Here is a 12,002-nt window from a genome sequence, read left to right on the forward strand (position 1 = left end):
CCCGAGAGCGAGGAGTGCCCGACGGTGTCCGAAACCCACCTCTCCTGGTACCGCGAGGGCCGGCTGGACGCGTCAGGGTTCCGCGCGGTCACCGACCACCTGGCCCGGTCCGGACTGGCCCTGGAACACCCGCAGTCGGGCTGCGGGATGCTCCTGGACGTCACCGGCGAACAGGTGCGGTGGCCCGCGGGGCGCGTCCTGGATCTCCTCGGGCTGTCGCTCGGGCCGCTCTGCGTGCAGTTCTGGCTGTCGGCCGACACGGACGTGGTGTGCGCGGTGAGGTACGTGGCACCCGACGCACAGGTGCTCACGTTCACCCTCGACGGCTTGACCGAGAGCGAGCGGCAGCGCGCCGAGGCGGCGGTTCAGCGGCTGGTCCGGTGGGACGCGGACGGCACCGTCGCACTGCTCGTGGACGAGGGCGGCCGAACGGCGGAGGAGGACGATGACGCACTGGTCCTGTACGGACGGCTGCCGAAAGGCCCGCGGCCGGACCGCGTGCTGTTCCGGACGGACCGGCTCGGCACCGTCCCGGCCGTCCTCGACGGAGCCGAAGTGACGGATCACGGCGACGGGCTGAGCACCGTCCGCTGGAAGTGACGTGACGTGAAGTGACGGCAAGGGAGGGGGAGGGGACGACTCGCGGGAGTCGTCCCCTTCCCCTCCCTCCACACGTCACACGCCGGCGGGGCCGGGCCTCCGCCCTCTCCCCGCGGGTGCGGCCGTCCGCCGGGCCACGTACCCGCTGAGGGCGGCGAGGCCCAGGCAGAGCGGCGAGTACACGGTCAGGTCCTTGCGGGTGAACCGGGCCGGGGTGCCGCGCAGGTCCAGCCCCGAGACGACGAAGCCGCCGGCCCCGCGGACCCCCAGGACCCCGGCCACCGTCCACACCCCGGCGCGCACCGGGAAGCTGCGACCGGGCGCGGTGTCCGGACGGGCCGCGGCGAGGACGAGTCCCGCCGCCGCGCCCAGCAGTCCGGCCACGGCGGCCGTGGCGGCGCGCGGCGGCGCCTTCGCCTCGGCCACGCCGACGACCACCTCGGCGAGCTCGGCCCGGGAGGACAGCGGCCAGGGCGAGGCGAGCCAGACGGCGTGCAGGGCGCCGGCCGCGGCCAGCCCGGTGGCGGCCAACGCGGCGGCCACCGGTACGCCGCGCCCCACCGCGACCGCCCCACCGGGGTCACCCCGGCCACCCGTCGCGCTCTCGCTCCCCCAGCCCGCCCCCGTGCCCGCGTTGCTGTCCCCGTGTGCGTTCGTGCCCATCGGTGCCCCTTCCCCACGACCTCGGTCGACAGATCCATACACTGCTGTACGGATTTTCCATACAGTACTGTACGGAACATGGCGAAGGGGCGAGTGAGCAGGGAAGACTGGACGATGGCGGCGCTACGCGCCTTCGCCCGGGGCGGCGTCTCGGCCGTGGCCGTGGACGTGCTCGCCCGCGAACTCAAGGTCTCGCGCGGAAGCTTCTACTGGCACTTCGAGAACCGGGACGCACTGCTCCTCGCGGCCCTGGAGAGCTGGGAGCGCCTGGCCACCACGGAGGTCATCGCGGCCGTCGGCACCCGCACGGAACCGCGCGCCCGCTTCCGGACCCTGCTGCTGACCGCGCTCGGCGACGAGGGGATCGCGGGCCTGGAGCCGGCGCTGGGCGCCGCCCGGGAGGCACACCCGGCGGTCGCGGAGGTCGTGGACCGGGTCACCCGCGCCAGGATCGCCTTCCTCGCCGCCCTCTTCGCCGATCTCGGATTCGGCCCCGCCGACGCCCGGCACCGCGCCGTCACCGCGTACGCCGCCTACCTGGGCTGGCTGGACCTGCGCCGCACCGCTCCCGGTACGGCCCCGGAGGTCCTGCCGGACGGTCCCGGCGCGGGCGCGGCCCTCGACCACCTGATCGCCACCCTGGGCACCCCGCCCACCGACCCCGCACGCTCTTCCTCTTCCTCCTCCTCCGACTCCGAGCGGTCACCGGAGCCCGAACCGTCTCTGCGGCACGAGCGGTCGCAGGAGCAGGAGCGGTCACAGGGGCCCGGCCGGTCCTGAGCGACGGCGAAGCGGGGACTCGAACGGCGGACCGTTTCCGTCCGCCGGCACCGGGCAGGCGCGGGCCCGACAGACCCGACGCCCCGCTCTGGAGGAACCGATGTCGACCGGAACCGTCCTCGCGATCGCCGTCCTCGTGGCGGTCGTCGCGATCGCCGTACTCGTCGGACTGCTGCCGCTGCAGCGGCGCCGCCGGCTCCAGCGGGACTTCGGGCCCGAGTACGGCCGCGCCGTGAAGGAGACCGGCAGCCGCAAGGCCGCGGAACGCGAACTGCGCGACCGCCGGCACCGCTACGAGGAGCTGGACATCCGAGAGCTCCCGGAGGCGGCCCGCCACGAGTACACCGAGCAGTGGAACCGGGTCCAGGAGCACTTCGTCGACGAGCCCGCGGGCGCCGTCCAGGAGGCCGACGAACTCCTCACCCGGCTGATGCACGACCGCGGTTACCCCACCGAGGGCTACGAGGAGCGCCTCCGGCACCTGTCCGTGGCGCACGGCCGCACCCTGGACCACTACCGCAAGGCGCACGAGGTGCGCACCCGTGACGCCGACGGCGGCACCCGCGCCGACACCGAGGAACTGCGCGGCGCCATGGTCCACTACCGCGCGCTCTTCGAGGACCTGCTGGTCCCCGCGGGTACGGACCACAGCGGCCGCACCGCCGCAGCACGCGAACGAGCCTGACGATCGAGGGAGTGACGGACCATGCGGAACCAGCACCAGGAGCAGTACGAGAACCAGGGCCGGAACCAGAACCAGGGCCCGACGCACGACCGCGACCGCGACCGCGACAGAAGTGAAGGGCACGAGAACCGGCCCGACACTCCGCGGGCAGCGCGGGAACCGCACTCCGCGCACCCGACCGGGGAGCGGATCCACCCCGTCCCGGGTGCCGACCCGCGCGCGGAGGTACCGGCCGGTCCCCCGCTCACGCCGCCATCGGCGGCTCCCGGCACCGTCCCGGCGCCCCGGGACCGGCGGGCGGACAGCGACCACGGATCCTGGGCCGCCACCGAGACCTGGGACGACGGTGCCGGCCGCCTCGACCCGGCCGCTCCCGGCACCTCGGGCCCCACGAAGCACGACAGCGAGCACGACACCCACCTCACGCCCCACACGAACAACGCGCACGGCACGAACACCACGCACGCGCCGACGCCCACCCCTGAGACCGAGACCGGCACCGGCACCGGCACCGGCACGCAGAGCCCCACCAGCAGCACCAGCGACGGCCCGGACCGGGAACCCCTGATCCCCGCCGCCGACTCCACGGACTTCCGGGAGCGGTGGACCCGGATCCAGGTCGGCTTCGTCGACGATCCGCAGGAGGCCGTGCGGGACGCGGACGCCCTGGTGGCGGAGACGATGCGGCACCTGACCGAGAGCTTCGAGGAGCGCCGGAAGTCCCTGGAGAAGCAGTGGCAGGGCGGCGGTGAGGCCGCCACGGAGGACCTGCGCCTCTCGCTCCAGCGCTACCGGTCCTTCTTCGGCCGTCTCCTCGACACCTGAGCCACCGGGCGCACCCCGCCCCTTTCCCCATCCCCCCGTTCCCCCGTTCCCCTGTCGTCCTGGCCCGTAGTCGCACTACGGGCCAGGACGACAGGCCGTTCCAGGGGACGGCGCTGCTCTGCCGGGCTTCCGGCGGGCCGCCCCCACGGGCTTCCTAGCGTCCGTCCGTACCGGCTTCGATCCGCGCCGGCGCGACCCGGTCCGGGGCGACGGGGGCCGCCGGGTCCACGACGGCGGTCAGCACGGTCGCCACGACCGCCCCCGCCAGCCCGAGCGCGGCCGCCGCGCGGACCCGTGGTGGCACGGCCGAGAGCAGGGGCGGGGCCGCCGGTTTGCGGTGCCGGGCACGCGGCCGCGTCCGCACCGCATCGGACGGCGCACCGTCCGGCGGACAGGCGTCCGGCGGATGGGCGGGCGGCGGCGGGTACGGCCCGGAGGACACGGAAACCACGCCGGCGCCGGAGACGGTGGAGACGGGGGAAACCGCAGGGACGGCGGAAACGGCAGGGACGGCGGAAGCAGCGGAGCTGGGCACGGCGGAACGGTCCTTTCACGGACGGCGGGACGGACGACCTGTCAGAAGGCGAAGCACTCGCTGTGGACGCGGTCGGCCGGGACCCCGGCCCGGAGCAGCGCCGTGACGGCGGCGGCGGTCATGCCGGGTGGCCCGCAGAGGTAGACGTCGTGTTCGGCGAGGTCGGGGAGCAGCCCGCGGAGGGCGGCCGGGGCCAGCGGGTCGTACGGGCCGTCGGAGGGGCCGAGCAGGTAGTGCAGCCCGGCTTGGCGGGCCGCGGCGATGGCTTCCAACTCGGCCCGCAGTACGAGGTGTTCCTCGGTTCCGGCGCGGTAGAGGAGGGTGAGGTCGCCGGGTCCGCCGGGCAGGGTCTCGAAGAGGGCGCGCAGCGGGGTGATGCCGACGCCGCCCGCGATGAGCAGCACCTTGGGGCGGGTGCGGCGGGCCGCGGTGAGGGCGCCGAAGGGGCCGGTGGCGATGACGCGGGTGCCGGGACGGAGGCGGCGGACCCGGCGGGAGTGCCGACCGAGGGCCTTGACGGTGATGCGGAGGGTGTCGTCGGCGGGCGGGGCGGAGAGGGAGAAGGGCAGGGCGGTGTGCCAGAGCCCGGGGTGGAGGAACCGCCAGCGGAAGAACTGGCCCGGCAGGGCGCGGAGTTCTCCGAGGGCTTCGCCGCGGATGAGGACGGAGACCACACCGGGCCCTTCGTCGCGGACGGCGGCCACGCGCAGCGGGTGGCGGAGGGCCTGTCGGAGCGGCAGGAGCACCCGGTACCGGACGAGCAGCACGGCGACGATCGCATGGGCGAGGGCCCAGAACCAGCCGAGGGCGGCCAGGTCGGGTCCGGCGAGTTGGTGGACGAAGCCGAGGGCGGCGGCCGGGTACACGGTGAGGTGGACACGGCGCCACAGCTCGTGGGAGAGGCGTCGGCGGACGGCGCGGGCGGAGCTGAGGCCGACGGCGGCGAGGAGGGCGCCGGCGGCGGTCGCGGCGGCGAGGGCCGGGTAGCCGAGGAGGCCGTGGACGGCGCCGATCAGGTCGAGGCCCTCGTGGACGGCGTACCCGAGCAGGGCGAAGAGGGCGTGCGCGAGGACGAGGAGCAGGGCGTAGCGGCCGGTGACGGCGTGGAGCCGGGCCAGTCGGTCGGCGCCCACTCCGTGCTCGACGGCGGGGACCCGGGCCATCAGGAAGAGCAGGACGAGGACCCCGTATCCGGCGAGGAGTCCCGTGAGGTGGGCGGCCGTGGCGAACAGCGCGTCGGGGCGGGCGGAGGGGTGGACCTGGACGGCCCACAGGAGGACGACGGCGGCGGCCCCGCCCCGGATCCCGCGCCCGGTCAGCCGTTCGATGTCACGCATGAGCGGCACTCTATGCAGGTCAGATGGGGTGTGGAGGCCCGTACGGGGCCCCTTAAGGCTGCCTTGAGGCGGGGATCAAGAACCCTTGAGCCGGGCCCGTTCCGGCGGGCCGGGAGCGAGGTTCCGGCGGGCCGGGAGGCGAGCGGCGGACGGCCCGTTCCGCAGGGTGCGGTCCGCCCCCCCTTCGAAGGTCCCGGCGGCCGTGGACGAAGATCGTGGGCGAACTGAGTACTCCTACTCTGTTCGCGGTGTCCGCGCGTGCCCAGGCTGAGCGTCGAACGGACCACCCGTCGAACGGGCCTCGCGTCTCACGGACCACCCGTCGATCGGGCCACCCGTCGGACGGGCCGCGCGCCGGACGCCGCGGATCTTCAGAGGGACTTGCGATGGAACACCCCGAACACCCCCTACAGCTGCGCTCGGCGACGGCCGCCGACCGGGACTGGATCCACGGGCTGCGGCACCGGGTCTACGCGGAGGAGCTGGGCCAGCACCCGGTGAACGACTCCGGGCGGCTGAGCGACGGGCTCGACGGGGACAACGTGTACCTGGTGGCCGCGCGCGGGGAGGACCGTCTCGGCTTCGTCAGCCTCACCCCGCCGTGGGTCGGCCGCTACGCGCTGGACAAGTACCTGACGCGCGAGGAACTGCCGCTGCTGTCGGAGGACTCTCCGTTCGAGGTGCGGATCCTGACGGTGGAGGAGCGCTGGCGCTCCACCGCGGCGGCGCCCCTCCTGATGTACGCGGCGCTGCGTTGGGTGGCCGCGCGGGGCGGCCGGCGGGTGGTGGCGATGGGCCGCACCGAGCTGTTGGACATGTACCTGGCCGCCGGGCTGGAGCCGGTGGGGCGGACGGTGCGGGCGGGCGCGGTCTCCTTCGAGGTGCTGACCGGGGCGGTGGCCGGGCTGACCCGTACGGTCCTGGAGCGGCACGGCAGGACCCTGGAGCGGCTGCGCGCGGACCTGGACTGGCGGCTGGACGCGGACTTCGCGCCCCGCGCGGACGGCTGCGAGCACGGCGGCGCCTTCTTCACCGCGATCGGTACGGACTTCCGGACCCTGGAGCGCCGTCACGAGGTGGTCGCGGCGGACGTGCTGGACGCCTGGTTCCCGCCGTCCCCGAAGGTCACCGCGGCGCTCACGGCGGATCCGGGGTGGGCGGCCCGGACCTCGCCGCCCACGGGCGCGGAGGGGCTGCTCGCGGAGATCGCCGCGGTCCGCGGGCTGCCGGTGGGGTCCCTCGCCGTAGGAGCCGGTTCCTCCGACCTGATCTTCCGGGCGTTCGGCCGGTGGCTGACGCCGCAGAGCCGGGTGCTGCTGGTGGACCCGGGCTACGGCGAGTACGCGCACGTCACGGAGCGGGTGATCGGCTGCCGGGTGGACCGGCTCGCGCTGCGCCGCGAGGACGGCTGGCTGCTCGACCCGGCCCGGCTCGCCGCCGCGACCGCGGACGGGCGGTACGACCTCGTGGTGGTGGTCAACCCGAACAACCCGACGGGCCGCCACGCCCCCGCCGAAGGGCTGCGGGCCGTGCTGGCGGGAGCGCCCGCGCGGACCCGCTGGTGGATCGACGAGACGTACCTGGGCTACGTGGACCCCGCGGAGTCGCTGGCCGGGACGGCCGCGACGGACCCGCGGGTGGTGGTGTGCACCTCCCTGTCGAAGATGTACGCGCTGTCGGGGATGCGGGCCGCCTACCTGGTCGCCGACCCGGAGACGGCCGGGGAGCTGCGGCGGTGGACGCCGCCGTGGCCCGTGAGCCTGCCCGCCCAGCTGGCGGCGGTGACGGCGCTGCGCGACCCCGGCCACTACGCGGAGCAGTGGGCGCGGACCGCCGTGCTCCGGCGCGGGCTCGCCGACGGGCTGTCGGCGCTGGCGGGCTTCGAAGCGGTCGAGGAGGGCGTGGCGAACTTCCTCACGGTGACCCTGCCGACGGCCGGGCCGAGCGCGGCCGCGCTGGTCCGCGCGTGCCGCGGGCACGGGGTGTACCTGCGGGACCTGTCCCCGATGTCCCCGGTGTACGAGGGCCGGACCTTCCGCGTGGCGGTCCGGGACACGGCGGAGAACGCCCGGATCGTGGCGGCCTGCCGGGCGGCCCTGGAGGCCCTGCGCCCGGAGCCGTCGGCTCCGGCGGCCCCGGCCCCGGTACCCGCCCCCGGCGCTACCTATGCCACGGCTCCGGCTTCGGCCCCGGCCCCGGCTCCGGCTCCGGCGGACCGGGGCGGCCGGTGAGCACGGTGTCGGCGCTGACGGTGTCGGCTCTGGCGGGGACGGCCGGCACGGTGACCGTGGCCGGTCTGGTCCCCTGGCTGGGCGGCGCGCTGGCGGTCGGCGGGGTGGCGGTCGCCGCGTCCCGGCGGCGCGAGCTGATGGTCCGCTGGTGCGCCTGGGCGGTCGGCGTGCCGCTGGTCACGGGCGCGTTCTGGCTGGGCCCGCCCGGCATCGCGGTGCTCGCGGCCGTGGTGGGCGTGGTCGCGACGGCCGAGTACGGCGGGCTGCTGCGGCTGAGGACGGCGGACCGGATCGTGCTCGGCACGGCGGTCGTCGGGCTGGTCCTGACGGCCTGGCTGGCCCCGGAGCAGCTGCTGCGGGCCGGAGCGGTGTGCGCGCTCGCGATCGCCGCGGTCCCCCTGCTGTCGGGGGACGCCGAGCACGGACTGCGGCGGCTCGGGGCGGGCCTGCTGGGGCTCGTGTGGCTGGGTGTGCTGGCCGGTCTGGTGCCGGCCGGCGCGTCGGGGCTGGTGCTGTTCGTGGCGGTGTCGATCGCCGACATCGTGGCGTACGCGGTGGGCCGCCGCACGGGCGGGCCCCGGCTCTCCCCGCTCTCGCCCGCCAAGCGGTGGAGCGGCACCCTGGCCGGGGCGGCGGCCGGCCTCCTGGTGCCGGCCGCGCTGTCCTGCCTCACCTGGCAGATGGCGGTGGCCGTGGCGGTGGGCGGCCCCCTCGGGGACCTGCTGGAGTCGATGGTCAAGCGGGGGGCCCGGGCCAAGGACGCGGGCAGCTGGCTGCCCGGCTCCGGCGGCCTGCTCGACCGCGTCGACTCGCTGCTCCTCGCCCTCGCGGTGCTGCTGGTCCTCAGCTGAGGCCGGGCCGGCGGGGGCCGGAGGTCCCGGACCTCCGGCAGGGGCCGTAAGGACCACGGAGCGGGTCGGGGTAGGGTCGTGCGGCCGGTGTGAGACCGGGGTCACACTCCCTACCGTGGAGGGTGGGGAGCAAGCCCGTGGGTACCGTCTGGAGGCCACCGTGCACAGCCGTCGTCGTGTGGACATCGTCCTGCCCGCCACCGCGTCCTCCGCCGGACCGGCAAGGCGGGCGGTGGCCTCGGTGGTCACCGAGCCGGAGCTGTTGGACGACGCCCGGCTGCTGGTCTCCGAGGCCGTGGCCAACGCCGTGGAGCACGCGGAGGGCGGCCCGGTGCGGCTGGTCGTGGACGTGGACCCCGACACCGGCCAGGTGGTCTGCGCGGTACGGGACTGCTCGCCGGCCCTGACCGCCGCGGAGCCCACGGCCCCGGGCTGCGCCGAGCGGGAGTCGGGCCGCGGTCTGGCTCTGGTCGCCGCGCTGAGCCGGGCCTGGGGCTTCGCCACGGACGGTACGGGCAAGTGGCTGTGGTTCCGACTGGGTCCCGCGCCGGTGGACCCCGCCCCGGCACCGGCCCCCTGCCAGGTCGTGGCCCCCTCCCCGACGGCCGGGCCCTCTTCGCCGGCCGCACCCTCCTCGACCGCCGTCTCCAGCCTCGTGCCCGCGCAGCCCACCCGTTCTTCCGCGACCCGCCCCGGGGCCGCCCGGGCCCGGGCCGTGCGGGCGGGTACCGCCGCCCGTACGGGCGCGACGCCCCGGACCGGCGGGGAGGTCATCCTCCCGGGGTGCCCCCGATGAAGTCCTTCAGCCGGTCCATCAGGGTGCGCCGGCCGGGCGGGTAGCGGCGCAGGGCGCGGCGGGCGCGGGAGGAGTCCGGGGGGTAGCGGCGGCGGGCCCAGGGCGAGTCCGGTTTGGCCAGGCGCAGGCAGGCGACCAGGGCCACGAAGGGCACCATGAGCCCGATGATCCCGAACGCGGTCTTGCCCTTGAGGATGGCGATGACGGCCAGGACCACGTCCATCAGCACGATGAGGACGAAGGTGACGCGGGCGACGGTCCCCGAGCCGGAGCCGCTGTCGGAGAACGGGGTGAAGCCGGCCACGAGCAGCAGGCCCACGGCCGCCGCGAGGAAGGCCGCGTCGACGGATTTCCGGCCTTCCTCGGCCCAGTACACGTCCTCCATGTGGAGCCAGAGGGCGAACTCGTCGAGGGTGAGGGCGGCGCCGGCGCCGAACATGACGGCGAGGATCTGGAGCCCGGGCGGGTCCGGCCGGTTCACGAACTCGATGGCCCCGGCGATCAGCATCAGCAGGATGCCGTGGACCTGGTGGTGGATGTGGGTGCCGCCGACCTTGACGTTGCCGAAGGGGCCGCGGCCGGCGCGGATCATCCGGGTCACCACGCGGGTGGCGACGAACGTGACGATGAAGGCGCCCACCATCCACAGGCCGACCCCGTGGTGCGGCAGGCTGATGTCCAGCTCGAACTCGACGTCCGGGTCGTCCCCGGACCCCGCCCGCATACCGACGACCATGGCACCATCATCGGCCCGCCGGCCCGATTCCACCCGGAGGGACCCGCCCGACGCCCGGCCGGGTCAGCCCGGGGCGGGGGTGCCGAGCAGGGACCGCAGGGAGGGGTCGGCCATGAGCTTGGCGGCGGGTTCGGGGCGGTCGGCGGCGCCGGCCGGGTCCGTGGTCCAGTCCGGGTGGCCGGGCATGGCGGGGACGGTGGTGCCGTACAGCCAGTCGCGGAGGAAGCGGGCGGCTTCGGGGCCGGCGACCCGTTCGGTGGTCCGCAGGTAGTCCTCGGTGCCGGGCGAGGCGTCCCGGTACCGGGCGATGAAGGCGGTCTCGATGCGGCGGAAGGTCTCCTCGCCGACCTTCTGCCGCAGGGCGTAGAGCGCGAGGGGGCCGCCCAGGTAGACCTGGTCGCCGTGGACGGCGGCCTCGTCCACCGGCCGGGCCACCGGGCCGTACCGGGCGCGGTGGGCGTCGGCGGCCCGGTAGACGGTCCGCATGGCCTCGGCCATGGTGCGGGCGCCGGTGCCGGAGGGCCAGCCGTTCCCGTAGCGGTAGAGCAGCGCGTAGTAGTTGGCGTGCCCCTCGCTGAGCCAGTTGTCGGACCAGGTGGCGGGAGTGATGCTGCCGCCGAACCAGGCGTGCACGAGCTCGTGCACCAGGTGGGGGCCGATGACCTCGGGGCGGGTGCGTCCGGCCAGGTGGGAGGGGTCGTACAGGGTGAGGGTCTGGGTTTCCAGGCCGGTGAAGCGGAACGGTTCGGGGGCGGAGGTGTCGGCGGCGAGGATGCCGTACGCCTCCAGGGGGAAGGGGCCGAGCCGGTCGGGGGCGGTCAGCCAGTCCAGGTGCTCGGCGGTGAGCCCGAGGGCGTACGCGAACCGGTCGCGCTCGCCGCGCGGCACCACGTGGCGGAGGGGCACCCCGGCCTCGGTGCCGCCGGCCAGCACCTCGTAGCGGCCCGCCGCGATCTGAACCAGCTGCGTGGAGACGGGGTGCACGGTGCGGTAGCGGTGGGTGGTGCGGCCGTCGGCGGTGCGCTCGCCGGTCTTGAGGCCACTGGCCACGCCGATCAGGCCGGTGTCGGCCGGCACGGAGACGGCGATCGTGAAGCGGGCCTTGTCGGAGGGCACGTCGTTGCAGGGGAAGACGGTGTGCGCGCCGTCGGGCTGCGCGGCCAGGGCGAATCCGCCCCGGTCTCCCGTCCTGATCCAGCCGCGTCCCTCGGGCCCGGTGGCCCCGGGGTCCACGGTGTAGCTCACGCGGACGGCGGCGGTACGGCCGGCGGCGAGGGGCCGGGCGGGGGTGACGGTCAGTTTCTCGCGCTCCGGGTCGAGGGCGAAGGCGGCGGGGGCGCCGTCCACGGTGATCCGGGTGACGGCGAGCCCGGCGGCGTCGAGGGCGAGGGCGGTGAGCGGCCGGTCGGGGACGGCGCTGATCACGGCGGTGGCCCGGACGGGGCCGGTGGGGTCCTCGGGGTGGTGGTCGAGGGCGAGGTCGTAGGCGGCCACGTCGTAGCCCTCGTTCCCCAGCCCCGCGAACGGGCCGTCCGAGGTGCCCCGGGTGGCGGTGGAGGGCCTGGTGGTGAAGGAGGTGGCGGCGAAGGGGGCGGGGGTGCGGGGTGGTGCGTCGGCGGCCGGTGCGCGGGCCGGTAGGGCGGCGACCGCGAGGGCGGCCGTCGCGAGGAGGACCGCGGTACGGGGAAGGCGGCGCACCCTCCCATTCTTCGCCCGTGCCGCGGCCCCGGCACCCCGGCCGCCGCCGCCAGGGGGTGCCGGGGCCGCGGGGTCGGCGGCCCGGGCGGGCTACTTCGGCATCAGGACGGTGTCGATGATGTACACGGTGCCGTTGGCGGTCTTGACGTTGCCGCAGACCACGTTGGCGGTGTCGTTGACCTTGTACGACTCACCGGAGCCGGTGGTGGTGATCATGCCCTTCTGGAGGGTTTCGAAGGAGCCGTTCTCCAGCTGCTTCGGGGTG

13 protein-coding genes are annotated in these 12,002 nt (G+C 75.6%); 7 read left to right on the forward strand and 6 right to left on the reverse strand.

The annotated features are described in order from the left end of the window. Nucleotides 1-24 precede the first annotated feature (24 nt). Nucleotides 25-600, forward strand: a complete 576-nt coding sequence (locus ABTZ17_RS13085; RefSeq protein ID WP_352195649.1) for a hypothetical protein — start codon at nt 25-27, stop codon at nt 598-600. A gap of 75 nt (nt 601-675) precedes the next feature. Here ABTZ17_RS13085 and ABTZ17_RS13090 read toward each other — a convergent pair whose 3' ends face one another. Continuing rightward, nucleotides 676-1,263 (reverse strand): DUF3995 domain-containing protein, encoded by a 588-nt coding sequence (locus ABTZ17_RS13090; protein WP_352195650.1) that lies wholly within the window; start codon nt 1,261-1,263, stop codon nt 676-678. Between the two features lie 78 nt (nt 1,264-1,341). On the opposite strand from ABTZ17_RS13090, the gene ABTZ17_RS13095 reads away from it, so the two are divergent. The 3 genes from ABTZ17_RS13095 (at nt 1,342) to ABTZ17_RS13105 (ending at nt 3,553) form a co-directional block, all read left to right on the forward strand. Continuing rightward, nucleotides 1,342-2,043, forward strand: a complete 702-nt coding sequence (locus ABTZ17_RS13095) for a TetR/AcrR family transcriptional regulator (RefSeq protein ID WP_352195651.1) — start codon at nt 1,342-1,344, stop codon at nt 2,041-2,043. A 100-nt stretch (nt 2,044-2,143) separates the two neighbouring features. Then, a complete protein-coding gene (locus ABTZ17_RS13100) occupies nt 2,144-2,728 on the forward strand; it encodes a hypothetical protein (RefSeq protein ID WP_352195652.1) in 585 nt (194 codons plus the stop codon). 21 nt (nt 2,729-2,749) lie between these two features. Continuing rightward, a complete protein-coding gene (locus ABTZ17_RS13105) occupies nt 2,750-3,553 on the forward strand; it encodes a hypothetical protein (RefSeq protein ID WP_352195653.1) in 804 nt (267 codons plus the stop codon). A gap of 154 nt (nt 3,554-3,707) precedes the next feature. Here the strand turns inward: ABTZ17_RS13105 and ABTZ17_RS13110 are convergent, their stop codons facing one another. Together ABTZ17_RS13110 and ABTZ17_RS13115 are read right to left on the reverse strand one after the other, a co-directional pair. Beyond that, complete coding sequence (locus ABTZ17_RS13110) at nt 3,708-3,857, reverse strand: hypothetical protein (RefSeq protein ID WP_352195654.1); 150 nt, start codon at nt 3,855-3,857, stop codon at nt 3,708-3,710. A gap of 272 nt (nt 3,858-4,129) precedes the next feature. Further along, the gene (locus tag ABTZ17_RS13115; RefSeq protein ID WP_352195655.1) at nt 4,130-5,425 is read right to left on the reverse strand and encodes a ferredoxin reductase family protein; all 1,296 of its coding nucleotides are present in this window, start codon (nt 5,423-5,425) and stop codon (nt 4,130-4,132) included. A gap of 386 nt (nt 5,426-5,811) precedes the next feature. On the opposite strand from ABTZ17_RS13115, the gene ABTZ17_RS13120 reads away from it, so the two are divergent. From ABTZ17_RS13120 to ABTZ17_RS13130, 3 genes are all read left to right on the forward strand, one after another. Continuing rightward, nucleotides 5,812-7,656: a histidinol-phosphate aminotransferase family protein gene (locus tag ABTZ17_RS13120; protein WP_352195656.1), complete on the forward strand. Its 1,845-nt coding sequence runs from the start codon at nt 5,812-5,814 to the stop codon at nt 7,654-7,656. Beyond that, nucleotides 7,653-8,507, forward strand: coding sequence for a phosphatidate cytidylyltransferase (locus tag ABTZ17_RS13125; protein ID WP_352195657.1), 855 nt, complete (start codon nt 7,653-7,655; stop codon nt 8,505-8,507). Before ABTZ17_RS13120 ends, ABTZ17_RS13125 begins: the two co-directional genes overlap by 4 nt. A gap of 160 nt (nt 8,508-8,667) precedes the next feature. Continuing rightward, complete coding sequence (locus ABTZ17_RS13130; RefSeq protein WP_352195658.1) at nt 8,668-9,303, forward strand: ATP-binding protein; 636 nt, start codon at nt 8,668-8,670, stop codon at nt 9,301-9,303. Here the strand turns inward: ABTZ17_RS13130 and ABTZ17_RS13135 are convergent. From ABTZ17_RS13135 to ABTZ17_RS13145, 3 genes are all read right to left on the reverse strand, one after another. Next, complete coding sequence (locus ABTZ17_RS13135) at nt 9,278-10,039, reverse strand: hypothetical protein (protein WP_352195659.1); 762 nt, start codon at nt 10,037-10,039, stop codon at nt 9,278-9,280. The two genes, ABTZ17_RS13130 and ABTZ17_RS13135, sit on opposite strands and share 26 nt — an antisense overlap. 63 nt (nt 10,040-10,102) lie before the next feature. Further along, a complete protein-coding gene (locus tag ABTZ17_RS13140) occupies nt 10,103-11,737 on the reverse strand; it encodes a M1 family metallopeptidase (protein ID WP_352195660.1) in 1,635 nt (544 codons plus the stop codon). Between the two features lie 90 nt (nt 11,738-11,827). Beyond that, nucleotides 11,828-12,002, reverse strand: a 175-nt coding sequence (locus ABTZ17_RS13145; RefSeq protein WP_352195663.1) for a fasciclin domain-containing protein, incomplete at its 5' end; no start/stop codon positions are given.

The organism is Streptomyces sp. NPDC097619, assembly GCF_040302735.1.
In the GTDB taxonomy this organism is placed as follows: domain Bacteria; phylum Actinomycetota; class Actinomycetes; order Streptomycetales; family Streptomycetaceae; genus Streptomyces.

Bases quoted from the DNA above. Each gene is read 5' to 3' on its own strand.
- ABTZ17_RS13100 (WP_352195652.1), top strand. From the start codon at position 2,144: ATGTCGACCGGAACCGTCCTCGCGATCGCCGTCCTCGTGGCGGTCGTC.
- ABTZ17_RS13115 (WP_352195655.1), bottom strand. From the start codon at position 5,425: ATGCGTGACATCGAACGGCTGACCGGGCGCGGGATCCGGGGCGGGGCC.
- ABTZ17_RS13135 (WP_352195659.1), bottom strand. From the start codon at position 10,039: ATGGTCGTCGGTATGCGGGCGGGGTCCGGGGACGACCCGGACGTCGAG.
- ABTZ17_RS13090 (WP_352195650.1), bottom strand. From the start codon at position 1,263: ATGGGCACGAACGCACACGGGGACAGCAACGCGGGCACGGGGGCGGGC.
- ABTZ17_RS13120 (WP_352195656.1), top strand. From the start codon at position 5,812: ATGGAACACCCCGAACACCCCCTACAGCTGCGCTCGGCGACGGCCGCC.
- ABTZ17_RS13095 (WP_352195651.1), top strand. From the start codon at position 1,342: ATGGCGAAGGGGCGAGTGAGCAGGGAAGACTGGACGATGGCGGCGCTA.
- ABTZ17_RS13105 (WP_352195653.1), top strand. From the start codon at position 2,750: ATGCGGAACCAGCACCAGGAGCAGTACGAGAACCAGGGCCGGAACCAG.